The organism is Psychrobacillus sp. FSL H8-0484 (genome assembly GCF_038005325.1).
In the GTDB taxonomy this organism is placed as follows: Bacteria; Bacillota; Bacilli; order Bacillales_A; family Planococcaceae; genus Psychrobacillus.
The window spans coordinates 498131-523805 of record NZ_JBBOSZ010000001.1 but is presented as its reverse complement, the minus strand read 5'-3'; the positions used below and the strand labels follow the sequence as shown (position 1 = coordinate 523805).

The window sequence follows — 25675 nt, the reverse complement described above, 5'->3', positions numbered from 1 at the left end:
TCCCCCTCAAGAATATTTTGATGATAAAATATGTTTTACATTTTCCAATGTAAAACATGGTCGTAACTGGCCAATGACTTCTTGTCTTGCATTCTTCAATTTTGGGTAGTGATAATCTTGTAATAGTTCACTTTGTTTCTCATCTAAGAGATTAAGTTGTTTTAGAACTTCAACTGCAACTGATGAAGTAGCCCTGCCATTACCGTCTTCAATTTTTAAAGCAATGCCTATTCCTGTTTCAATATCCCCTATGCAATAAACTCCTTCAGCACCAGCTTTTCCAAACATTCTTCCTTCTTCTATCCTCATAAAATCAGTACAAAAGCGGTCTGTCCCTCCAACCATCTCTGGTTCTGCCATCATTGCAGAAGTAATTCGTTTAATCGCTGTTTTTCGTTTATCAGGTAATGCTGATGGATTTGCTAACTTAGCGAATCCTAACGCTAGTTTTTTCAATGGAATGCCGTGTACAGGAACTCCACACCCGTCAATACCAATTTCTACCTCATCCACTGGAATTTCACACAGATCACTGATTACTTCTATTATTCTTTTTTGAACAGGATGATCTGTCTTATAGTAATCTTCTAAACTCTCTTCCATAAATTTTGCTGTCGTCAACATTCCACTATGTTTCCCAGAGCAATTATTATATTCGGCTGAAACTTCTTTTCCAGACTTCATTAACTCCTCATATTTTTCTTGCCATCTTGGCGGATGAGTCCCGCACTTTAGACTGTCAGTCGTTAAATCAAGCGTTTTCAAGATTGTTCTCACTCGATTGGTATGCTGATCCTCTCCATTATGTGAAGCACAAGCTAACGATAGATCCGCCGGACTTAATTTATAAAAATCAGCTGCACCTGTTTCCACAATGGGAATCGCCTGTAATGGTTTCATGGATGAGCGGGCAAATGTTACCCTGTTAGGGTCACCACTCGAGTAAATTAGCTCACCTTCACTATTCACTACAGCAATGTGTCCCCAATGTTCACTTTCAACAATTCCACCCCTTATTACATCAACTAAACGTTCTGCATCCATTACTCCATCCTCCGTTATCTGTATTTTCTAATAATATAACCCACATTAGAACCTATTTCAACACTTTTTAAAATTTTCTGCATATTATAAATTATTTTGTTATTTCGACTAATGTGTAAAATGCGCTTGTAGTATAAAGTATTTGTAAATAGTGTAATTAAATTAATCGGGTGTATTGAGTTAAATAGTGTTAGGAGATTATTAAATGTAAGGTGGGAATATCAATTACTTTTGTGCCAGGTACTCAATTTATTATTAAAGGAGGCTGAAAATGGACAGAAATTTGATGCTAGTCTAGTACTAGAAGAAGGAAAATTGAAGTTAGAATTTAAATGAAGTAAACATTTTTGAAAAGAGGTTGACCCAAAGGTTGTTAAAACAACTTTGTGGGTCAACCTCTTTTAGATGCATAATAACTCCACTCGTTGTGGGATTTTAAGTTAGAAAATGGCTAAACGAGACCAATTTGGTTGTGAGCGAGACCATTTCACTCGAAACCGCAACCATTTGCCATAGAACCGAGACAGAATCCCACACTACAAAGACCAAATGCAAAAAGGCTATCTATTTAACTAATAGAATACTTTTTTGAACTTCATTCAAATGGATAAGCATATGCTACTTCTCCCATGCGACCTACTGTAGTAACTGCTTGGGACAATGAATTTAATATGGCTTCTTCTGTCACTTCCACTGCTCCAAGGAAAAGGTCATTCATAATTGCATGATCATCCCTCAGTTGCTTTCTAGTCTCCATACTTTTCTCTGAAAAATGGGCAATCCTCTGAGCTGTAGAAAAAGCAATAACAATATCACCGCTACCATTACTGAAATGGCTCCCCGTTCTTCCAAGCCCTATACCACATCTTTTAGCCAGCCTCTTTAACTGTCTACTACTAAGTGGAGCGTCCGTTGCCAACACAATGATAATGGAACCGTCTGCTGGCTTTGGAAAAGTAGGAACCTCTTTCTGTTTCACAACTTTATAGAGAATACTTTGAAAATCTTCTTTTCTCCCAAAATTACTAAGAACTAAACAACCTATTGTATAGGTAGCACCACTCTCTTCCTCCCGGACAATGCGTGAAGAAGATCCTATGCCACCCTTGTATCCAAAACAAATCATTCCTTTGCCTGCTCCTACTGCACCTTCCGGAGATATGTCTGATGAAGCTTTTTCAATGCACTTTATCGCATCATTTGGCTGAACTGGAAGTTTGCGAATCGAGTTTAACCTACTATCATTGCATTCACCTACTACTAAATTAATCGTTCCAGTAGTATCTCCTATCTCAGGATTGCCCTCAAGCATATATTCTAATGTGCCCTGGGTAACTGCTGGAATTGCAAACGTATTTGTCAGCATAATTGGTGATTCAATCAAACCTAGTTCATCCACTTGAACAAGTCCAGTAGTTTTACCAAATCCATTTAATACATAACTTGCCCCTACTACTTTTTGCTGAAATAGATTATCCCCATGTGGCAATATAGAAGTAACCCCGGTGCAAGCATATTCCCCTTCACCAAGAGGATTATCGAGCGTAACATGACCTACTTTTACACCTTCAACATCTGTTATACAATTCTTTTTTCCGACAGGAAGACGACCGATTATGATTCCTCTTTGTCTAATTTTTTTTGGATCAGTTTGCTTCAATATACTTCCCCCACTTTAGAAAATTCTTTCCATCTATTAATATACGCTTGCTCGTTAAATTCCGGTTTATTTGCATATACACGAATAACATCTTTGATTTCTTCTGCTAAATACTTTTCATTTCGATTGTTTGCAAGGCTTTCATATCCTGATCCTCTTTGTAAATAATCAGAGCTAGCAACTGTATACCAGGTTTCATCTTCTAGTACTCGTTCATTCACATAAACAGCATGTACTTTTTTCCCATCGTGCTCGATTTTTGCTCCAGAGACATGTAATCGACCTACAAACCTCCCTCTAAACCCTGGTCCACGTCCATCCGCTAAGCAGATTTGTGCATCAAGTGATTGTTCCAAAGCTTGTTTAATATACTTCCCTTGCATTTCAAAAGAAGTTGGGTTTAAAGGAGAAGGACAGACTTCGATTAGTTTTTTATTCGATAGTTCGTTAAAAACACCCGCATTGCAAATACCGCTATTAATTAGACCAATGTCGCAGTTGAGCATATCTTTCAATCCATCTGCGATTAAATTGGTTAATGGATTTTCTTCTATCACATCATGCCATAACGATTGCGCAAGTGGATAAAGCGGCTGTCCCAATACTTCAATTGCTTTTTCTTTATTTATTTTTAATAAAGATAGAATTTGTTCATCTTTTTCCACATCCATGGAGGAAATCGTTGTAGAATGGAGCAGCTTCACTTCTCCCTCATTGATTTCAAGTTCGAGTATTCCTAAATGCTCTCCGTAATTTCCTGCACTATTCATAATCGTATTATTTATCACTTTTGCTTCGTTAAATAGTTTATGGTCATGTGCTGAAATAATGATATCAATTTCTGGGATATCGATAGTAAGAGGTTCATCCGCTAATGTTCCAACATGACTCAAAAGGAGGCAAATATCGTATTTCCCTTCATTTCGTTTAATTTCTTCTATAATGGCTTCTTTATAATCCGTCATATAAATTCCAAGTCCATCATTAAATTCTCCCATATGAGGAGAGGATCCAGTAATTAGGATTCGGAGCCCATTTTTATTTAGAATAGCGCTTTTGAAAACACCATTAATCTCTGTTTTATTCTTTTTATATAAATTATTGCTAATGAAAGGAAAAGGACTTTTACCCGCCATATACTCAAGTGTTTCAATACCATTAAACATTTCATTGTTTCCTATAGTAAGCGCATCATAACTAATAGCTTCTAATAATTCAATCGCAGCTAATCCTCTTGTACCTTGTAGCTCGATGCTTTTGAAGTCGGCAAAATCTCCACCATCCAGAATAATTGTATCCTCATCTTTATGTTGCTTGATCAGCGTGGCAACTTTTGCGAAGTTTTCAAAATTACTATGTACGTCATTTGTATGTAGAATCTTTAATCTCATCATTACCTCCGAAAATTCTTCTATTTAATGCTCTCATTATATCATGTTCTGACAATTCTATTAAATCGAGTAAATAATACTTCAACAATCTGAAATTGAAAAATATTGCTTTCTTTGATACTAAACAGAAGCAAATTACAACAGGATTCGAAGACCACTTCATTATCGTTACAGAAGGTAAGAAACCTACCGTTGAAGGTGCTTACTACGACGCTAAATCAAAGAAGTGGAAATTCAAGAATATAAAATAAGTAACCCAAAATACTTCGATTAAGCAAATGCATAGTCGAAGTATTTTAATTATTCTTGTAAAAAGAACTGAACAATTAAGAATTTTTGTTATAATTACTTAGCATGTATTTAATTTTTTAGGGGGATTATGAGAATGGAGAACAACAAAATTTCAATGATGGATGCTTTTTTGATAGAAACCCTACGAAGCAATGGCGTTTCAAATGATGATATTCTTACAAAACTAGAACAAAATGATCTTAGAACGTGGGAAAATGAATATCCTAATAATAGATTCAGTGCACTTATCACATTGTTTAAAGAAGACAAAACTAAATTTAAGTCAATTTTATTGGACGGATACTCAGTGAAGTTCATTACTATGAACGGGCTTAAAAACTTATTGAAATTGAAGTACGATAAAATTGCTGAACGTGATTATCAGCTTCACGAAAACGGAATGGATTTTTTAGATATCGATGAGCAACAGCTTTCTTCTTTGAAACAACTTCTTTCAATTAACTGGATTATTCAAGAACAGCCACGGGAAAACAACAAGCCTACTTCAAAATTAGTTAATATTGTAGCTGCAGTTACAATTTAATCACTACCTGAAAATGTTCAATACATTTTCAGGTAGTTTTTTTTAATAGTATTACAGTTATTTTACAAGTGCCTGGCACCAAGACAACTTCAACACAATTCTGAATATGAATGAATGGGAAAACTCAATGTGTTGCTTCATGAATCCCCAGTTCAAGATCTTCCCTCATTATTTCTTTACTCTTGATGCAGCAGAATAATACTCCGCACGCAAAATATTATGAAAGATAGCCAAGCTCATAGGTGACCATTCCGGTGGTGCAAGTAAAATAGAGACACTAGCTTCTTTAATGACTGTTATGAAAACTAGTATCGATCCTGCAGCAATACCTGGAAGCATAAGAGGGCCAATAATCGTATAGTAACCGTAAGTGGCGTCGCACCTAAATTAATTGCAGCTTCTTCTATATAGAAATTGACATTAACTTTTCTATTTGGTACATTCAATTACAATATCTTAGATAAAGAGAGTAACAACATCGGAAAATCAAGCGAGCTAGGGATGGTGTAAGCCTAGTTAAGAAGAGTTGTGAACCGCACTTTAGAGATGCTTTTTATAATAAAGCCGGAGACTCACCGTTATGGAGAAAGTGGCCTAAAATAGGCAAATTGAGTGGTACCGCGGAAGTTCAAGCTTTCGTCTCATTTTTATAATGAGACGAGGGCTTTTTTATTTTTAGGGAGGAATTTAAATGAAGCAGACTGTTTTAAACATTCTTCAAAATTTCACTACGGAATTAATCGAGGAGCATATGATTGAGGTGCCTGCATATGCACATTTAGGAGACTATGCACTCCCCTGCTTTTCATTTGCAAAAAAACAAAGAAAGTCACCTAGTTTAATCGCGCAAGAACTCGCTACTAGTATCCAGGACGAAAACATTGAAAAAGTAGAAGCAGTTGGAGGTTATGTGAATATTTTCATGAAACGAACAAAATTTACGACATCTGTATTGAATACCATTTACAAGGAAGGAAATCAATATGGTTCTTCGAATGTAGGGGGCGGTGGTGTTGTTACAATTGATATGTCCTCACCAAACATTGCAAAGCCCTTTTCTATGGGGCATTTAAGATCCACTGTTATTGGAAATTCCATTGCTTTATTACACGAAAAAAATGGATACCAACCGATTAAAATTAATCATCTAGGTGACTGGGGTACACAATTTGGGAAATTGCTAGTAGCTTATCGATTATGGGGCGATGAAAAGAAAGTCCAAGCAGCTCCTATTCAATCATTACTATCTCTTTACATTCGTTTTCATGAGGAAGCTGAAATTGATGACACGCTAAATGACAAAGGAAGAGCCGCATTTAAATCGTTAGAAGACGGTGATTCCGAAGCTTTGGAGCTTTGGGAAGGCTTTCGAACAGAATCGTTAAAAGAATTTCAAAAAATATATGACCTACTTGGCGTAGCTTTTGATTCTTTTCAAGGCGAGGCTTATTATAATGACAAAATGGATCCAATTGTAGAAGAGTTACAACAAAAAAATCTCCTAATTGAATCGGATGGTGCACTTGTCGTTGATGTTGGCGAAAACATGCCTCCTTGTTTAATTAAAAAATCAGATGGTGCGACCTTATATGCGACAAGAGACATCACAGCTGCCATTCATAGAAAAAAGAACTATCATTTCGAAAAATCTTTGTATGTTGTCGGAAATGAACAAAGCTTACATTTTTCGCAATTAAAGATTGTATTGAATAAAATGGACTATGATTGGTCGGAAACTATGCATCATGTTCCTTTTGGATTGATATTGAAAGATGGAAAAAAATTATCCACTCGGAAAGGAAAAATTATTTTATTAGAAGAAGTGTTGAACGAGGCAATTCTACTAGCTGAAACAACGATAGAAGAAAAAAATCCTTTATTAGTTAATAAAAAAGAAGTAGCAAAAGAAGTAGGCGTCGGTGCAATCATCTTTAGTGATTTAAAACAACACCGGAAGCATGACATCGAATTTGACTTGAAAAAAATGCTCCAAACTGAGGGAGAAACGGGACCTTATATCCAATATACTTATGCAAGAGCATGTTCTATTTTAAGAAAAGTGCATGAAGTTGACATGTTTGAAGTTACAGACGTGAATAATTATGAGTGGGAAGTCATTAAATCACTACAACAATTTCCAAACATTATTAAACGTGCGACTGATGAGTTTGATCCATCTTTAGTAGCAAAATATGCGATTGATTTAGCACAATCATTCAACTCTTTTTACGGAAATGTTCAAGTAGTGAGTGATTCAAGCCAGTTACCTTATCGCATTACACTTGTCCAGTCCGTCGTTATTGTATTAGAAGAAGCATTACGCTTGCTTGGAATTAAAGCACCAAGTGAAATGTAACACTTTAAAGAGAAGCAATTTTACTATTATGCTCTTATCGATGACATACCTGATTACACGGGGACAAACGTTATAAGTTATTAACACGATTACCGAAAAAAATGCGGAGGGATGCGACTTTGTCGCATCCCTCCGCATCAAGAAATCCAGGTAATGGTGTAAAACTCGTTCAGTTCCAAGCAATCCAAAAGCACCTATACATAGTATGCCTAGTGTGTTATTACCATTTTAAAAAGCAATTTACTGGGTACTTTTGGTTAATCAACACTTGTGTAAATGCATATACTTCCAAAAAACTTCCTACTAGTTTAAATGACTAGTAGGAAGTTTTGTAGATCAAATACGTCTCGGCGTATTTGCTTCCGCTTTTCTTCGTTCAGCTCCGCAGAAGTTATTGCTCCTGCGCAAGCTCGTCGCAGAAAACAGTGCGCCCAGATTTTTATCGAGCTTGCTCGATAAAAATCTGTGGAATCCGCCGGAGGCTTTGGGCCGACAGGATGTTGGTCACTTAGGCGTTGCCGCAAGACGCGGCAATCTTAGCCAGAGTTCCTCGATATTCAGTTGGGGTTTGTGGACCCCTGCTGGATAAAGTTAAATTTTAAATCGATGCACCATATCGTTCAATGCATCAGAAATAGTTGTTAACGATTGAGCAGCTGTTTGAATTTCTTCCATGGACGCTAATTGCTCCTCTGTAGCTGCTGCAATTTCATGGGTACTTTCAGAGTTCTCCTTGAATAGCCCAGAAACTTCTTCATATTTTTGTGCAACCATCGTGAAATCCGTTGTTAGTTGTTCTGTTGACGCAGCTATTTCTTGTGTTTTTCCAGATACTTGTGAGATAGATTGGATGATTTCCTTGAATTGGACAGAAGTAACAGATGTTAAGTGAATTCCACTATCCACATTCGCTTTAACCACTTCTATGGTATTGACGGTTTCAGTTGTCGTCCCTTGAATACGAGTGATTAATGTTCGAATTTGATTGGCTGATTGGCTTGATTGTTCCGCTAATTTACGTACCTCTTCGGCTACAATAGCAAATCCTTTTCCATGTTCTCCAGCTCTTGCTGCTTCAATTGCAGCATTTAAAGCTAGCAGATTGGTCTGATCTGAAATCTCGTTAATGATCGCTGTAATCTCACCGATTTTAACTGCATCAGCAGCCAATGAATTAATATTTTTGTCGGTTTCACCTACGGATTGATGAATCACTTCCATAGAAGAAACAATTTCCCGAACGGATTTTTCCCCGTTATCTGCTTGAATACTAACTTCACTCGTCTCTTCAGATACCTGTGCTGTATGAAGTGTCATGCTTTGTAATCTGTGCAGAGATTGCTCGACGGCAGTAGTACTTTCACTCAAAATTTGCAATTGTTCATTCATACTTACAGAGACATTGTGGACATTCTCTGCAATTTGATTGGATGTTAGTTTTGATTGCTCTGCACTAGCTAAAAATTCTTCCGAAGTTGCTGCCGTTTGTCCTGATGAAAAACTAATTTGCTTAATCATTTCTCTTAAAGAGGTTAGGAACTGGTTAAACGAAGTGGCTACTTCCCCCAACTCATCTTTGTTTTTCACATGAATGATTTTAGTCAAATCGCCGTCGCCATTAGCTATATCATTCATTTGCTCTTTTAATTGGCGCAAAGGAACTAATATGGCTTTCAGAAGGATAGAACTTAATATTAGACCAAACACTACCGCTACGACAGAAATTCCTATTAGAATCCCTTGACTTAATTTTGATTGAGACTCCAAACTTTCATTTGTCTCTGCAGTATTTTTATCTAATTGGTCAATAAATCCCTCAAAAGCTGGATCTAATACTTCTTTACGAATTCTTCGTTCTTCTCCAAAATGAATTTCTTCCGACTTCGCTCGATTAATTGTACTATTTTGAATAACTAGCTGACTTTGGCTCCAAAATTGCTCGTAATCTATCTTGATATCATTAATCATTTGTTGAGCCGAAGATGTGCTAGATAACTCCCCTAATTTATCGAATTGTTCTTTAATATCTGCTGACTTTTCTTCCATTTGCTTGGCATAAGTGTTATCGCCTGTAAGAAGTAATGCTCTCTCGTCATTAGAAAGACCGGCAAGACGATATTGAATTTGTTTAGCTACCGTTTGCATTTCCATCAGCTTATTCAACTCGTTATTTTTCGTAACAGTATGAGATAAACTCCATATAGCAAATCCACCAACTACAATAATTGATAAAACTAAAATGGAAGTAACAAGAATAAGCCTTGTTTTAATGCGCATAATTTTCTCCTTTAACATTAGAAATTTTTTCATTCTAAAGTATAACAGAGAAAAACAGTAAATAGTTCCACCACACGGGTTGATTGCCTAAAATTAACGATTAATTTACTTGTTAATTTTGTGATAAAAGACTAGGTACTTTCTGTATAGGTGCTTTGGATTGCTTTGGACTGAACGAATTCTACACCATTACCTAAATTTCTAGATGTGATGAAAGTGTCATTAAAATTAAATAACAGTCAAGTCGAAATTTCCCGACTTGACTGTTTTCATTTAAAACTTTACTAATCTTAGAAAATCTTGTTCCCCTACAATTTCAATTGGGTATCCTTGTCCAATTAGATTTTCGACTCTTTGCATCTTCGCACTTTTAATCCCTTGCACATATTTCTGCAAAGCCTGATCCCCTACTACTAAGAAGTTTGTATCTAAATCTACTTGGCCTATACATTTTGCACCACAATTGGCAGCATATTGGGCAGCTAACATTCTCGTCATCGAAATCATTCTGCCTGTAAACACAATATTCGCTCCATAAAACGGATGCTTCGGATTCGGTGCATTATTTTGCGACACAACTGATTGGAGAGAAGCATCTTGCGTACTTTTTCTTGAACGAGTAGTTGGTTTACTAAGAGTGGAAGAACTACCTAGCTTTATCTTATGTAGGCTAGTCAGTTCTTGAATGGACCTCATTTGTGTTTTTTTCATCGCTTCTAGTGTAATTAATGCAGAAGCACGGGCATCTTCCAGCGCGTCATGGTGCCGTAAATTAATATTTAAGTATTTTGCAATTGTAGAAAGCTTATGATTAAATAAATTCGGCCAAACTTTTCTTGCAATTCTATAGGAGCAAGAATAATCATATTCAGGTTGTTTTTCATGAAATCGTCCTAACGATTCTCGAAGAACTCCGATATCAAAGCTTGCATTATGGGCAATTAATGTTTGATTTTCGATATACCCTTTCAAGTTTGGCCAAAATTCTTCAAATGTTGGAGCATCTTGGACCATATATTCTGTAATGCCATGTATTTTCGTATTGTAGAAATTAAATTCACTTAATGGATTAATCAATGTATGTGTTTCTTCTTGAATTTTCCCATTTTTTACTTTTACAATTCCAATTGAGCATACGCTAGATCGTAAGCTATTTGCTGTTTCAAAATCAATTGCAACAAAATCCATATTCATTTCCACCTCGCTAATCTTGAACACTCTCATTATCTCATAGATGGCTGCACAGACAAAACCCCTCGCATCATGGAGATTACATTGCGAGGGGAAACACTACTATTCATTTAATAAAGACGTTGTGTGGGTACCTTCGCCTATAACTTCTTTTGTCTTTCTAGTCTTTCTTCGTATTGCTCTGGGGTAAGCACTTCCTCATTTTCTAATTCATCATTATGGATGGGATCATCGGCATGTGTTAATAAATCTGTATACAGGATAATACTGCCCCCTGCTACTTCCCGTGCATAACGTTCTCTTTCCATACCATTTAAATCTAATTTTCGTAATCCTTCTGTTACTGCACTTTCACCAGTAAACCATGACTTAAACGTATCCATAAATGTTCCAGCCTCGTGTGTGGATACTTCGGAATGACGATTTAATGTATTTAAGTTTGCATTTTCTTTCGATATCACATGGATATTACTTTCCGCGTATCCTTGTGCTTGCAGGAGTTCCAATTTTTCATACATCTCTTCCTCGGTACGAGCTACTTCAATTCGTCGATTCGATTTTATGTTCATTGTTCATCCTCCTAGTATTTCATTATTTTTTAAACTTGCTTACTAATGAAATACCCGGATTCCCACCCCCTCTAAACTCCTTTATTCATATTTATTCTATTTGTAATAAAAGACATTTAACCTTATTTTTTACCTATATTCGCTTTTCGAAAGCCATGAATTACATCGATCACTGCAAAAATAATATAAAGTATAATTCCTAGCATGATAGGTACCTTTAGTTCAAGGGAAATATTAAATATATCTTCCAAATACGCAATGAAGTTTGGATTAAACAAACTAGTATTACTAAATATAATAATAAATACAATGGAAGATACAACATTACGAACGAAGTTAAATATGGCTACATTTTTAGTCCACTGACCAACAATAAGCTTATAGAATACTAATGCAACTTCAACAGCGATAGCAACTAAAACTATTATCCAATAAGAATGTAATACTACTTGGTTAAAGGTTGGCATTATTATTACTAGTTTACCTTGTATCTTTTCATACACACCAATTAGATGAACTGCATTAAAATATACAGCTGCAAAAATTGCAATTCCTAACGAACTACCAAAAATAGACCCTTTCGAAATTTTCTTTTCAGTTAATATAAACGGAATATGGTTTAAGTCATCTGGTGTCCATTCTTTCAAACTGGTTGTGAGTGGCGATTTATCCTTCGAATTATCCGTTCGTTCTAAAATCGCAAAGGTTAAAGTAATCCAAAAGAATGTTTGGATTGAAGTACTTAATATTTCCCATATACCCTTCCCAATACTCGCGAGAATTGTATTTATCACGGCTTGTTCTCCACTATGAGAGAAAATAATTTCAGCAATTAATACAATTAGCGAGATAGAAGCAGCAATCGGTATAATCATTTTCAATAAAGTTACATACATATCGAAGTATCTCGGTCCTATCAAATACATAGGTCGATCTGAATAACCACTTGCAAGTGTTACTGGACTTCCAAGCTTAACTAAGACTTCCTTTACTTCTTCCTCAGTATATTTTTCAGGTAACATATCCTCAATTGTTGATCGAAGCTCAAGTGCAATATCTTCTCGATTCTTTTCGGGAAGTCTGCGAGTAACTTCCTGGATATAAATATCAATTAGGCGCATTCCCTTCTTCTCCTTTCAATAAAGTGTAAAGCTCTCTTGACGATTGCTCCCATTCTTCTTTCAACTGCTCGAAAATTTCTATCCCATACTCACTTAATACATAATATTTGCGTGGTCTACTTTCAGAAGTGTCCCAGCTACTTACAACTAACTCTTGTTTTTCTAAACGACGAAGTAATGGATACAGAGTACTTTGATCTATTACAACGTTTGATTTCTCCAATAATTGAACAAGTGAGTAGCCATATTGTGGAGTTCGCAGCTGACTCAATACAGCTAATGTCAAAGTTCCTCTTCTTAATTCTATAATGAGGGAATTTAATAATTTGTTCACACTTCATCTCACCTCCTTTTACTGTATAACGTACACTATATATTATACTATGCATCATACACTATTTTGGTTCACACATTAATATTTATACAACCAAAAAGGGGCTGTCCCTAAAGTCATATAGTGACTGAGAGATGGTCCCTTTTCCAATGTATTGATTTCCGTTCCAGACGGACGCTTTCCGCGGGCATGGCTTCAGTCTCCTCGTCGCTTCGCTTTCGGCGCAGAAAACATCTGCTATTCCGGCTGGAGTCGCCGTCTTCCACTACTATTAAATGCCTATAAAAAATGGTAGTTTAATAAAAAGTATACAAAAAACAGGTGTAGAAAAAGACTCGTTTTTCTACACCTGCTTCAATTTATGAGCTTATTGGACAGCCACTTATTTTTTATTATTTTTTATCATTGTAATCTTTATATTCTCCATCCGAGTATTCAACTTCTAATTCAAATTCTGTATAGTCTTCTACACCAAAAGCCTTGGTAACTTTTTCAATCACTTCATCCTTACTCATATCTTTTGTTAGAGCTAAGTCTTTAAAAATCGGTTCCAATTCAGCATACGCCTTGTCACCTGATAACTTAACAGGTTCTATTCGGTTCACATATTCCGCTTCTGTATCCGATACATCTACATCAAACGAAGCTTCAATTGCATCTTTATGATCAGGTGTATCTATGTCTAGATCAAAAGAATGAAATCCAAATTGTTTTTTTGCTGCATCTGCAGTTGGGGGATCTTTCACCTCGTCTTTATCCGCACAGGCTCCTAAAAGTAAAGCAGTTGAAAATAACACACTTCCGATTATTGAATATTTTTTAATTCTCATATAGTATCTCCTCTCATGATTAACTATGCCTAGTTATAACCAAGAAATAATTTACTAAACATTTGACTCTGTTAGATGATCATATTGATACCTGTCGAAATCCGCTCGCTTTGCGCGGACGAACTGCAAAGCCTCCTTGGGGCAACACGATGTTGGTCACGAATCTGTTGCCACATGGATGTGGCGAACTCAGGATTTGGGATTGAAGCGGTAGGCGGCGACTCCAGCGGGATGAGTGAGGCAGATAAGACATCACAAACGACGCGTAGCGGCGGTGATGGCTTATCGCTCAACCCGCGGAAAGCGTCCGCCTATAGCGGAAATCAATTGCCTACAAAAAATAGTAGTTTTAATAAAAAGTATACAAAAAACAGGTGTAGAAAAAGTGAACTGCCCCGTAAAAGTTAGACACCAATCTAACTTTTACGAGGGTTTTTTATGGCAAAAGTAAGGGCTGAACAACGTATTCAAGCAGTTCAACGATACTTAAATGGAAATGAATCTATGATTAAATCGCAAAAGATATCGGAGTGACAGATCGGGTTGTAAATGAATGGGTTCGCCGCTATCAAAAAATGGTGTAGAGACTTTCTTAAGGTCCTATACAAAATATTCAGCTGACTATAAAATGAATGTACTTAATTATATGAACGAGACAGGTACATCTTCGATTAATACAGCTGCACTATTTAATATTTCATCTCCTGGCATGATTCGGAATTGGAAAATGAATTTTGAGGTTGGTGGTTATGATGCCCTTGTTTCTAAGAAAAAGGGGCGTCCATCCATGAAAAAAGAAACAAATAGAACAACGAAACCAACACCAATTGAAGGATCTGTTGAGGCATTAGAGGCACGTATTAAACAATTAGAAATGGAGAATGCGTACTTAAAAAAGTTGAATACTTTAGTTCAAATGCAAGAAAAATTACCAATCAAATCAAAGCGCAAGTAATTTATGAACTAAAGGAAATCTATGAAGTAGTGGAATTAATCAAAGTCGCTGATATTCCACGTAGTACGTATTATTACTGGGAAAAGCGTTTGAATCGTACTGATAAATACGCTGAAGTGAAAGTCGCAATTCAGTCCATTTATCTTGAACATAAGGGACGTTATGGTTATCGTAGGATTGCCAAAGAACTGAAAAAATACGGCTTTCATTATGATCCTAAAACGATTAATTATTTGATGAATGCCATTGGCATAAAATGTGAAGTCCGCATGAAGAAATACCGTTCGTATAAAGGAAACGTCGGAAAAATTGCCCCAAACATATTACAACGCGATTTTACAGCGAAAAAAATGAACGAGAAATGGGTAACAGACGTGACAGAGTTCCATCTATTTGGTGAGAAACGCTATTTATCACCCGTCCTTGATTTATGCAATGGCGAAATCATTGCATACACAGTAATGAGTCGTCCAGTGTACAAACTAGTCCATGATATGCTAGAACAAGCATTGGAGCGCCTTCAATCAAGTGATCAAGTCATTCTTCATTCGGATCAAGGTTGGCACTATCAAATGAAAAAGTATCGACAAACATTAAAACAACATGGGATAATGCAGAGTATGTCCCGTAAGGGCAATTGTTTGGACAACGCAGTCATTGAAAATTTCTTTGGCTTATTAAAATCTGAACTCCTGTATCTACAAGAGTTTGAATCCATGGCACATTTTGAACAGGAACTCAAAGACTATATTCACTATTACAATCACAAACGAATGAAGGAAAAATTAAAAGACCTAAGCCCGGTGGAGTACCGAACTCAGGTCTTAGAAGTTGCTTAACTAAATATGTCTAACTTTTTTGGGTCAGATCACCTGCTTCAATTTATGGGCTTATTGGACAGCCCCGTTTTCTATTTTACTTAGAAGACTTTGTACCTTCATAATAAACATTTAAATCATTGTAGTATTTGTTTAATGATGAAGTGGATACACTAAACGACTCTGCAATTTCTTTTACTGTTATTTCTAATGGTTCAAATAGACCGTTTTCCTGCCCAAATCGAATAGCTCCAGCAGCAATCGCTACTTCTTTACGCGCCTTTGGTTGTTGCTCAAATAAATAATCTTCCACTATTTCTATTAGTTCCTTATAGGTACGATTATTCTTTTCTAGGAAATCCATAGCTACTTGTAAAACACCTGCTTCAAAGTGCGTATACTCACCGCCCTCATAGCCATTTTCTCCAAGTAAGCTCCAAAATGTCGTCCCATTCTCTTTTAGAAACTCTTGTGCTGTTAGTTCATTTTGTGTCTCAAATCGCTTCACAAAATTGTCGAATACATTTTTATGATCTGTTGGGAAGAAGATTAGGCTGGAAACTGCCAAGTAATGATTTTCTTTGAAGGTTCCATCCTCCAATATGAAGCAAAACAAATGCATACCCACTGGTACTGGCTTTTCACTTTCGCGTCTTAGTTGGATGATTTCATTCGTCAAAATGTTTTTAGCAGTTAAATATTGCTCTTCCACTTCCACTACTTCACCAACAAATACTCGCGGACTATTCCACTGTTCTAATGCTTTTAATGTGGAAGGACGCAATACTTTCTTTTGCTGTTTTTCTAGATAGCTTGCCCAAATTTCAGGTTTCTGATGGAAAAAGAATTCATCCAGCGCAATTGCTTCAATCATTTCATGTTCCAAATATTCTTTTAAATTATCGCTCCAGTGTTTCACAAGTTCTGCAAACTCTTGCATATCCTTTCTTTCTGGATATTCATCATAAAACGTTTGCAAAATACGCTCTAATTCTTCTGATTGCACATCTTTTATTGAAATAGCCTCATTAGACTCACAACATTTTTTATATTTTTTTCCACTACCACATGGACACGGATCATTTCGCCCTACCATACAAACACGTCCTTCTTTTTTATGCTGAAAGCTTATTTTAGCACGAATCACAAGGAAAATTAAGGTCTGGATGATTTGTTGGAATAAAATTACTAAACAGAATAAATATGTTAGTAAATAATTCCGTTTTTTCAAAAAGGAAGATCACACACCGTTTTCGGGTAAAAAGAACTCTTGAAGTAAAATATCACTACTCCAAGAGTTCTCTCTACTTGCAATTTAACCGCCATCTACTATATATTCTTCTCCCCTCAACAGGCCTTTTTGCTTTTTCATTTTAGTGTCTCTCATTATCCTTTTCCCCTTCATGAACGACGTTATTTTCAGAGAATTATTCTATTAAAATACTATAAGTAATTTACAATAGATTCAGAAGTGAGTAATTTCATAAATAGTACTTTGTCATTAAAATGCGAACTGTTATCACTTTGTTGATTGAAGCGGCAGGCGGCGACTCCAGCGGGCTGAGTGAGACAGATAAGCCATCACAAACGACGCGTGAGCGGCGGTGATGGCTTATCGCTCACCCCGCGGAAAGCGTCCGCCTATAGCGGAAATCAACTATACTTTATTCCGTGTAAAATATATATTTCTTTATCTTCCTTTTACTAAAAGTGCTATTTCCAAGTGGAAGATTCTGAAATTAACTCGACTTCTGCAAAGAGCATGGTAAAAACGGAAAAAGCCCCGGATAAAAGAAAACTTAACCAAATTGTTTGCAATGATGTTAAACCTCCAAATAACGTTACACTTAACAACCATCCAACAACAATCGAATAGGGCATTAATCTTGATATCTTACGTTTGGATAAAACGATAAATAACATTACTGGGATAGAAGCTGCATAGAGATGGCCATAGAAAAATAGGAAATCTAATAAACTAAATTTTACAAAATGAGTAATAACTAATATAGAAAATAATAATATTCCAGAAAAAATATACGATTCTTTCCTCATCTGCTTATCTGACATAGTCTTCTTAAACGGAAGACGTATATGCTTAATAAAGTGAATCGTCGTAGCATGAACCTCTCCGTTAATTGTTGTAGATAAAGCACCAAAACAGAATAAAAAGAATAAAACAGATAGAAATATAGGGTTTATTTTTGTAATTAGTTGAAATAAAAGCGTATAAGTTTCTCCAAAAGGCCCTTCAAATATTACGATCATGAGCATTGCAGACAGTGCTATCGGTACAGTGCTCCATACAAAAGCTGTTGACCAAAAAGTAAGTCGAACTTTTTTGGGTTCAATCATATAAAGCCTTTGCCAAGTCGTTCGATCCGTTAATACTTGTCCAAAACCTACTATCATAAACGTTGCAATAAAGGCAAAAGCTTCTTGGTTTTTTGCAAACAATAAATAAGGATGATATAAGCGAATACCATCATAAACTTTAAAAGAACCCTCTTGTATGAAAAAATATAGTGGGATAAAAATAATGGCAGCAAAAATAAAAAATATAGAGATGCCTTCAATCCTATGTATCCACTTCATCCCTCCAAGCCCCGCTATAGCAAAACAATAGAGGAAGAAGATAAATAGAGAGATCGTATATGGAATATTAAATATTAAATCAAATAAAACGGCTGCCCCAATTGCTTGCATGAACAATGAATCTAACCCTAAAAAAAGAATGACAATGGTCATGAACAAATAGCCATCTTTTCGTAGCCGCTTCTGAAACACATCTCCTATTGTTTCAATTTCAGGAAATCTTTTTCTAATTTTATTTGCAAATACACCGAACATAAATATAGAAAATGCTCCAACTAAAGAGTAACCAATTCCTCCTAGCAATCCGTATTTCACTAATGATTCCGGAGAAGATAGAATTGTATTTCCTGTAATCCATCGAGCTAATAGACTAATCATTCCTGTTGAAACACCAAAAATTATAGAACCCGTAATATAGTGACGATACGTTTTCATATCCCTAATCCTTTAGTTTTTTTCGGATTTGCTCGATACTCGGATGGAGTTATCCCAAATTGTTTTTTAAACATAGCACTAAAATAGTGTTGGCTATTAAAGCCTGCTTTTTCTGAAACAACAGCCATACTCATATCCTTATGATCTAATAATAGCTTTTTAGCCATTTCCAATCGATAGACATTTAAATAATCAGCAAAACCAATTCCCACTTCTTCATAAAATTTACGACTTAAATAAGTAGAATTCATATGTATGCGATTGGCTACAATGCTTAAGCTTAACTTTTCATTAAATTCTTCTCGAATTATTCGTATTACTTCTTGAATGGAATCATTCTGAGAGCTCCATTTTCGATACTTTTCAAGCAACCCTAACAGTTCTTCTTCTACTATGGGTTTAGTTAAATAATCGTTTACTCCTATTCGTAAGGAAGATTGTGCATACTCAAATGATTGATAGGCTGTAACCATAATAATATCTATTTCATAGTTCTTCTTTAATTCTTTAGCTAGCTCCAAGCCGCTCTTTCCAGGCATTTGAATATCTAAAAATGCTAAAGATATATTAACCTTTCCAGCTATTTGAAGAGCTATAGATGCATCTTGGGCTTTGTAGAACGTCCAATTAGGAAACTGGGGTTTCATAATATACTCCAGCTGTTCTAATTCCAGAGCTTCATCGTCCACAAGTAAGATATTCATATTTTCTCCTTTCTACCGCTTCTATTAAGAGACGGGAACATTTTTATTTAGATAATGGAAATTTTACTTTAACTAGGGTTTCGTTTTCAATGTATGTCATATGGAGATAGTGAACTTGTTCTGGAAATAACAAATCTAATCTCTTTTGGATATTTCGAATTCCGTAACCTTCTTCTTCCGGGCTATAATCTTTCTTTTCAATAAGCTGTTCAATATGATATGTATTCCATACTTCTATGTACATAAAATCATTTGAGTGATAGACGTATATTTTCAATCTTGCAGGACCCACATTTTTCTCAAAGCCATGTTTAAAAGCATTTTCAACAATAGTTTGTATCATAAACGGAGGCAATAGTGCATCTTCACATAAGGCTTCTATTTTTTGAATTACTTCCAGCCGTTCTCCAAAACGCAATCTTTGAATTTCTAAATAATTATTCACATAGGCTATTTCATCTTTCACTTTTATAAGGGAAGAATGCGTAATATATTTAAACTTAAAAAACTTCGCCATTACTTCCAACCCTTTTATCAATTCTTCTTTTCGGTCAAGGCGCGCTAAACTTAACATCGTATTAAGCGTATTGAAGAAAAAATGTGGTTGTATTTGCTGATTTAACTGATCGTAATTTGCATGCTGCAACTCTTTTTCTAATGCGAGTTTTGACGCTTCTTTTTGAAGATTATCTATATGTCGCTCAAAAACCATTACAAATGAAAGTGTAAAAGCTCCTACAAGAGGAGCTAATACACAGATCAAGACGTATAATGAAAAAGATTCCAAGGTCATCATTATGCATACGTCCTTTCTCAAATATCCTTGTTCTTTATAGTATCTTGATAATAATGAATAGTAAATCATTTATAGGGCGATTTATGATGTAAATAATTCCTCCGCAAAATGACAAGCGACTGAATGAGTTGCACTTAATTCTCTTAGCAAAGGCTCCTCTTGTGAGCAACGTTCTGTTGCAAAAGGACAACGGGTATGAAATCTACATCCTGTAGGTGGGTTCAAAGGAGATGGAACATCGCCCTTCAAAATAATTCTTTCGCCCCTCTTCGTTTCATCTATTACTGGAATAGCGGAAAGAAGAGCTTTCGTGTATGGATGCATTGGCTTATTAAATAAGGAAGATTTATCGGCTATTTCTACCACTTTCCCTAAATACATAACCATCACACGATCCGAAATATGTCGAACTACACTTAAATCATGCGAAATAAATAAAAACGTTAGATCGAATTCCTTTTGAAGCTTCTTTAGTAAGTTTAATATTTGAGCTTGAATCGATACATCAAGTGCAGAAACTGCTTCATCACAAATAATGATTTCTGGATTTACCGCTAGCGCTCTTGCTATCCCAATTCGTTGTCTTTGCCCACCTGAAAACTCATGTGGATATCTTTCTAAGTATTCTGGTCGCAAACCAACATGGTTCATAAGCTCTAACATTCGAGCCTCTCGCTTATTTGGAGGGAGAACTTTTTGAATGGCCATTGCTTCTTCTAACATTTGGCGTATCGTTCGTCTTGGATTTAAAGAAGCATATGGATCTTGGAATATCACTTGAATATTTCCTCTTATGCTTCGTAGCTCTTTTTTGTTCATTTGCAGAAGAGATTGACCTTTAAATAATACGTCCCCACTGGTTGGTTCATCTAATCGTAAGATAGATCTTCCTGTTGTCGATTTACCACAGCCTGATTCGCCTACGATACTTAATGTTTCCCCAGGATACAGGTCAAAATCAATTCCATCGACCGCTTTTACAACCTGTTTCGGTTGGAATATCACTTCTTTTTTCAATTCAAAGTGCTGCTTTAGTTCTGAGACTTGTAATAATGGACTTTTCTCTTGGAAGACATTACTCATGGTGCTACCACCTCTTTTGCTAAACTATCTTGCCATTCATCTGAATACTTCCAACATCTTACTTTGCTATTTTCATCAAATTGGATTAAATTTGGCTGCTTTTGAATACAAATATCTTGTGCAAATGGACATCTTTCCGCAAATCGACAACCCTCTGGATAGTCATATGGACTCGGCACAGTTCCTTCAATGATTTGGAGTTCTTCTTGATCTTCATATAGCTTCGGCAAGGATCCGATTAGCCCTTGTGTGTATGGATGCAAAGGATTATTAAATAGATTTTTTGCTTCTTGGTGCTCTACAATTTGTCCTGCATACATGACACCAACTTGATCACACATCTCGGCAACAACACCTAAATCATGCGTGATAAAAATAATCCCCATGCCAATTTTCTTCTGTAAATCTTTCATGATTTCTAAAATTTGTGCTTGAATGGTAACATCTAACGCTGTAGTTGGTTCATCCGCAATTAGAACCTCTGGAGTACAAGCTAACGCCATGGCAATCATGATTCGTTGTCTCATACCGCCACTAAGCTGAAATGGTTCCTGCTTTGCTCTCTTTTCAGGGGATGGAATACCAACCAAACCAATCATTTCAACAGATCGATCCCATGCTTGTTTTTTAGACAAGCCTTGGTGTAATCGTAATGCCTCTGCAATTTGCTCCCCTACAGGAATAACTGGGTTTAAACTTGTCATTGGTTCTTGGAAAATCATCGAAATTCGATTTCCTCTAATTTTTCTTAACTCCTCGTCAGACATTTTTACTAAATCCTGACCTTTCAATAGAACTTGCCCGTCTACGATTTTCCCAGGTGGAGAAGGTATCAATCGAAGAATGGATAACGAAGTCATTGATTTACCACATCCGGATTCTCCAACGATCCCTAGCGTTTCTCCTTTTCTTAAAACAAAATCTATGCCATCGACAGCTTTTGCTGTACCTTTATTGGAAATAAAATGTGTCTTTAAGTTTTTTACTTCTAAAACAACTTCCTTTTCCATTTTTTATCCCCCCTAGTTCAAATCAATTCGTTTATTGAAAACTCTATACATAACGTCTACTAGTAAATTCACGAATACGAAAACTAAAGAAGCTACTAATACGCCACCTTGAACCATTGGAATATCTCGTGTGCGTATGGAATCTACTATCATTCTACCTATACCATTTATGGCAAATACAGATTCTACTAGAACAGTTCCGCCTAGTAAGCTACCAAATTGTAATCCTACAACTGTAATAACAGGTATTAAGGCATTTCTTAACGCATGTTTATAAATAATGACATGCCCTTTTAGTCCTTTGGCTTTTGCAGTTCGAATATAATCTTGTCCAACAACTTCAAGCATGCTTGAACGAGTCATACGAGCAACAATTGCTGCTCCCCCCGCCCCTAGAGTAATGGCTGGCAAAATAATATGTGCCGTACTGTCCCAACCAGCTACAGGTAACCACTGTAATTTTACAGAGAAGACATACATTAATAGAAGACCTAACCAAAAGCTTGGTAATGATATACCGATTAACGCTACTACCATTACACTAATGTCTGAGAAGGAATATGGTCGTACAGCTGATATGATTCCCGCTATTAACCCAAGGACAATGGTGATCATAATACTAAAGAAAGCTAGCTCCATCGTAATAGGTAAACGAACCATGATTTCATCCATTACAGGTTGGTTATTTTTCAATGAGTTTCCTAAATCCCCTTGAAAAACATTGCCGATATATGAAAGATACTGTTCATGAAGTGGTCTGTTCAAACCTAAATCTTCTCTTAGTTCATTAATTGTTTCCTTTGATGCTCCTTCACCGGCCATAATAACCGCAGGATCACCTGGTACCATTTGCATAATTAAAAATACAACTAATGTGACACCTAAAATAACAGGTACTATTTGCACTAAACGTTTTAAAATAAATAAAAACATAAGAAACCCCCCTTTATTTTTTCGATCTAGGATCTAAAGCATCACGTAAACCGTCGCCAAATAAATTAAACCCTAGTACTAAAATCGCTATCATAAGACCTGGAAAAATGGCCATATAAGGTGCACTGAAAATGAAATCTCTTCCACTAGACAACATTGCTCCCCATTCCGGAGATGGTGGTTGTGCACCTAATCCTAAGAAAGATAATCCTGCTGCTGACAAGATAGCAGTCGCAAGTCGCAACGAACCTTGTACAATGATTGGTGACAATATATTAGGTAAAATATGACGGAAAATAATGATAAAATCATTTGCTCCTAACGTTCTAATAGCATCTATATATTCTAGTTTTTTCACTTCCATCGTTGAACCTCGAACGATTCTAGCAAATAGCGGTATGGAGAAAACTCCTACAGCGATTGTTACATTTATAAGACTTGGTCCAAGTGCACTAATGATTGCTAGTGCTAATAGAATTCCTGGGAAAGCAAGCATTACGTCTAAGCAACGGCTAATGATTGTATCCACCCATTTCCCGTAATAGCCAGCAATCAATCCTAATACTATTCCAAAGAATGCTCCGAAAGCCACTGAAGAAAAACCTACACCCAGAGATAATCTAGAGCCGTATAAAATTCTACTTAATATATCTCGCCCTTTATCATCAGTCCCCATCCAATGCGCCAAAGATGGAGATTGTAACTTATCTTGTAGATTAATCTCATATGGATCATACGGAGCTAATATAGGTGCTAAAAATGTGAGTGATATATATAGGAGAATTATCACCCCACCTACCACCGCTGCTTTATTCTTTCCTATTGACGAAAAAAACATTTTCCATTTTTCTCTTCGAAGTTTCTTTCTCGCTAAAATCAAATTTACTGACTCTACTTCCGCACTATTAATCGTCATTTTACAAACCCCCTCGTTCTTCTTCCTTTTCGTAATAAGGTATCATCACGATATATAAGAAAAGAGATATTGTAAATAGACATAAAAAGAATAGTCAAAATTCTTTAAAAAATAGTAAATATTTTAAAAATATTATTAATTCTTTTATTTATAATTGGGAACTAGCAACAAAAATAAGAAACAGATAGAGGGGAAACAGAATGAAGAAATTTAAATGGATTCAAATGATCGCATTTGTTTCTGTTTTAGTACTTCTTTTACAAGGGTGCTCAACAGGAAATTCAGCGGAAAAAGAAAATAAAAGTGGGAAAGAAACAGCAAGTGGCGATAAAACAGGTGGAGAACTAGTTGTTGTCCGCTTATCAGATGCTACTGGTCTTGACCCACATTTTATTACAGATATACCTTCTGCAAATGTGGTTCACGGAAAAGTATATGAAACGTTACTTGCATTCGATAAAGATAGAAATTTTGTTCCTTTACTTGCAACTGAATGGAAGCAAGTAGATGATTTAACGTGGGATTTCACATTAAGAGAAGGTGTTAAATTCCATGATGGCACTCCTTTTAATGGTGAAGCGGTAAAAGCTACATTTGATCGATTACTAGACCCTGCAACAGGATCACCTCAAAAAGATAAATTAGGAATGATTTCTGAAGTAGTAGTAGTTGATGACACTCATATAACAATTAAATTATCTACACCATATGCTCCATTGCTTTCTATTTTAGCAAGTAATGAAGGCAGCATACTAAGTCCTAAAATGATTCAAGAAACACCTGACGAATTAGCAACACATCCAGTAGGTACTGGACCTTTTGTATTTGATTCATGGAAATCAGGTCAAGCAATCACTCTAAATAAAAACAATGATTATTGGGGAGAAAAAGCGAAAGTTGATAGTGTAGTATTTAAAGTAGTGCCAGAAGATGCTACTCGTCTTGCAATGATTGAAAGTGGAGAAGCACATATTTCTGATCAGGTTCCTGTTACTGAAATTGAGCGAATTGAAAATTCTGATAAGATGAGCCTTTTCAGAACAGATGGTTTAGCTGTTGAATACTTAGGATTTAACACGACAGTAGCTCCTTTTGACAACGTGAAAGTCCGTCAAGCAATTAGTTATGCAATTGAAAGAGAAGCTATTATTTCAGGGGTTTACAATAACGTTGGAACACTTGCAAACGTTGCGATGAGTCCACAAGTATTTGGATATAGCGCAGATGTTAAAGCTTATCCATATGATGTAAACAAAGCAAAAGAATTATTACAAGAAGCTGGTTTCGATAAAGGTATTAAAGTTAAGCTATTAACAAGTGACCGTAAAGAACGAATTAATATGGCTGAAGTTATTCAATCTCAACTTAAAGGCATTGGTGTAGATGTAGAAATTCAAGTAATGGAATACGGTTCATATATTCAACAAATCGAAAATTCAGAACACCAAATGCTTATTGGTGGATGGGGTAACGCTACTGGTGACGGGGACTACAATCAATACAACCTGTTCCACTCAGCATCTGTTGGTGCACCAGGAAATCATTTTTATTACCAAAATCCTGTAGTAGATAATCTTATCGAACAAGCTCGTGTAGAAACTGAACCGAGGAAACGAGAAGAAATCTATAAAGAAGCAATGCAAATAGAAATGGACGACGCTGTGTATGTTCCAATTAGAAACTACGAGCTTTTAGCTGTTTATAGTAATAATGTAGATAACTTTTGGTTAGACGCTTCAAATTACCTAATGCTAAAAGACGTAACTGTAAAATAATACACTTTAAAGAGACTGGTAGTTAGCTATTCCAGTCTCTTTGAACT

Annotated in this window: 21 protein-coding genes, 1 pseudogene and 1 other annotated feature; of the genes and pseudogenes, 4 read left to right on the top strand and 18 right to left on the bottom strand. The window is 36.0% G+C overall.

From position 1 onward, the window contains the following. Positions 1–6 precede the first annotated feature (6 nt). The 3 genes from MHH81_RS02515 to MHH81_RS02505 all read right to left on the bottom strand — a co-directional run bounded on the left by MHH81_RS02515 (position 7) and on the right by MHH81_RS02505 (position 4098). Positions 7–1044 (bottom strand): asparaginase, encoded by a 1038-nt coding sequence (locus MHH81_RS02515; protein WP_340917502.1) that lies wholly within the window; start codon positions 1042–1044, stop codon positions 7–9. A 595-nt stretch (positions 1045–1639) separates the two neighbouring features. Next, positions 1640–2704 carry a DmpA family aminopeptidase gene (locus MHH81_RS02510; protein WP_340917500.1) on the bottom strand — a complete coding sequence of 355 codons (1065 nt, stop codon included), beginning with the start codon at positions 2702–2704 and terminating at the stop codon, positions 1640–1642. Next, positions 2701–4098 carry a bifunctional metallophosphatase/5'-nucleotidase gene (locus MHH81_RS02505; RefSeq protein ID WP_340917499.1) on the bottom strand — a complete coding sequence of 466 codons (1398 nt, stop codon included), beginning with the start codon at positions 4096–4098 and terminating at the stop codon, positions 2701–2703. Before MHH81_RS02505 ends, MHH81_RS02510 begins: the two co-directional genes overlap by 4 nt. 382 nt (positions 4099–4480) lie before the next feature. Here MHH81_RS02505 and MHH81_RS02500 point away from each other — a divergent pair, with 382 nt between their 5' ends. After that, positions 4481–4930: a hypothetical protein gene (locus MHH81_RS02500; RefSeq protein ID WP_340917498.1), complete on the top strand. Its 450-nt coding sequence runs from the start codon at positions 4481–4483 to the stop codon at positions 4928–4930. A gap of 168 nt (positions 4931–5098) precedes the next feature. On the opposite strand, the gene MHH81_RS02495 is transcribed toward MHH81_RS02500, so the two are convergent. After that, on the bottom strand, positions 5099–5269 hold the full coding sequence (locus MHH81_RS02495) for a hypothetical protein (RefSeq protein WP_340917496.1): 171 nt from the start codon (positions 5267–5269) through the stop codon (positions 5099–5101). Positions 5270–5378: 109 nt separating this feature from the next. After that, positions 5379–5577: a binding site (T-box leader), on the top strand. 44 nt (positions 5578–5621) lie between these two features. Here MHH81_RS02495 and argS point away from each other — a divergent pair. Continuing rightward, positions 5622–7286: an arginine--tRNA ligase gene (gene argS, locus MHH81_RS02490; protein ID WP_340917494.1), complete on the top strand. Its 1665-nt coding sequence runs from the start codon at positions 5622–5624 to the stop codon at positions 7284–7286. 591 nt (positions 7287–7877) lie between these two features. Here argS and MHH81_RS02485 read toward each other — a convergent pair. From MHH81_RS02485 to MHH81_RS02460, 6 genes are all read right to left on the bottom strand, one after another. After that, positions 7878–9563 (bottom strand): methyl-accepting chemotaxis protein, encoded by a 1686-nt coding sequence (locus MHH81_RS02485; RefSeq protein ID WP_340917491.1) that lies wholly within the window; start codon positions 9561–9563, stop codon positions 7878–7880. A 273-nt stretch (positions 9564–9836) separates the two neighbouring features. After that, positions 9837–10751 (bottom strand): exonuclease domain-containing protein, encoded by a 915-nt coding sequence (locus tag MHH81_RS02480; RefSeq protein ID WP_340917489.1) that lies wholly within the window; start codon positions 10749–10751, stop codon positions 9837–9839. A 143-nt stretch (positions 10752–10894) separates the two neighbouring features. Beyond that, positions 10895–11323, bottom strand: a complete 429-nt coding sequence (locus tag MHH81_RS02475) for a general stress protein (protein WP_340917487.1) — start codon at positions 11321–11323, stop codon at positions 10895–10897. Positions 11324–11445: 122 nt separating this feature from the next. Beyond that, on the bottom strand, positions 11446–12444 hold the full coding sequence (locus MHH81_RS02470) for an HAAS signaling domain-containing protein (RefSeq protein ID WP_340917485.1): 999 nt from the start codon (positions 12442–12444) through the stop codon (positions 11446–11448). Further along, positions 12431–12778, bottom strand: coding sequence for a PadR family transcriptional regulator (locus MHH81_RS02465; RefSeq protein WP_340917482.1), 348 nt, complete (start codon positions 12776–12778; stop codon positions 12431–12433). The genes MHH81_RS02470 and MHH81_RS02465 overlap by 14 nt, the downstream gene beginning before the upstream one ends. Before the next feature lie 392 nt (positions 12779–13170). Continuing rightward, positions 13171–13608 (bottom strand): YusW family protein, encoded by a 438-nt coding sequence (locus MHH81_RS02460; RefSeq protein ID WP_340917480.1) that lies wholly within the window; start codon positions 13606–13608, stop codon positions 13171–13173. A 438-nt stretch (positions 13609–14046) separates the two neighbouring features. Between MHH81_RS02460 and MHH81_RS02455 the strand changes: the two are divergent. Further along, positions 14047–15402, top strand: a pseudogene (locus MHH81_RS02455) (IS3 family transposase). A 76-nt stretch (positions 15403–15478) separates the two neighbouring features. Here MHH81_RS02455 and MHH81_RS02450 read toward each other — a convergent pair. The 8 genes from MHH81_RS02450 to MHH81_RS02415 form a co-directional block, all read right to left on the bottom strand. Then, entirely contained in the window at positions 15479–16477 is a 999-nt protein-coding gene (locus MHH81_RS02450; protein WP_340917476.1) for a YecA family protein, read from the bottom strand. A 617-nt stretch (positions 16478–17094) separates the two neighbouring features. Then, positions 17095–18411: a hypothetical protein gene (locus tag MHH81_RS02445; RefSeq protein ID WP_340917474.1), complete on the bottom strand. Its 1317-nt coding sequence runs from the start codon at positions 18409–18411 to the stop codon at positions 17095–17097. Further along, positions 18408–19115, bottom strand: a complete 708-nt coding sequence (locus MHH81_RS02440; protein ID WP_340917473.1) for a DNA-binding response regulator — start codon at positions 19113–19115, stop codon at positions 18408–18410. The genes MHH81_RS02445 and MHH81_RS02440 overlap by 4 nt, the downstream gene beginning before the upstream one ends. A 43-nt stretch (positions 19116–19158) precedes the next feature. Beyond that, positions 19159–19911: a sensor histidine kinase gene (locus MHH81_RS02435; RefSeq protein WP_340917471.1), complete on the bottom strand. Its 753-nt coding sequence runs from the start codon at positions 19909–19911 to the stop codon at positions 19159–19161. 81 nt (positions 19912–19992) lie between these two features. Continuing rightward, entirely contained in the window at positions 19993–20994 is a 1002-nt protein-coding gene (locus MHH81_RS02430) for an ABC transporter ATP-binding protein (protein ID WP_340917469.1), read from the bottom strand. Next, the gene (locus tag MHH81_RS02425) at positions 20991–22004 is read right to left on the bottom strand and encodes an ABC transporter ATP-binding protein (RefSeq protein WP_340917467.1); all 1014 of its coding nucleotides are present in this window, start codon (positions 22002–22004) and stop codon (positions 20991–20993) included. Before MHH81_RS02425 ends, MHH81_RS02430 begins: the two co-directional genes overlap by 4 nt. A gap of 12 nt (positions 22005–22016) precedes the next feature. Next, positions 22017–22937 (bottom strand): nickel ABC transporter permease, encoded by a 921-nt coding sequence (gene nikB, locus MHH81_RS02420; RefSeq protein WP_340917465.1) that lies wholly within the window; start codon positions 22935–22937, stop codon positions 22017–22019. A 13-nt stretch (positions 22938–22950) separates the two neighbouring features. Next, positions 22951–23853, bottom strand: a complete 903-nt coding sequence (locus MHH81_RS02415; protein ID WP_340917463.1) for an ABC transporter permease — start codon at positions 23851–23853, stop codon at positions 22951–22953. A 200-nt stretch (positions 23854–24053) separates the two neighbouring features. On the opposite strand from MHH81_RS02415, the gene MHH81_RS02410 reads away from it, so the two are divergent. Continuing rightward, on the top strand, positions 24054–25628 hold the full coding sequence (locus MHH81_RS02410; RefSeq protein ID WP_340917460.1) for a glutathione ABC transporter substrate-binding protein: 1575 nt from the start codon (positions 24054–24056) through the stop codon (positions 25626–25628). Positions 25629–25675: the final 47 nt, after the last annotated feature.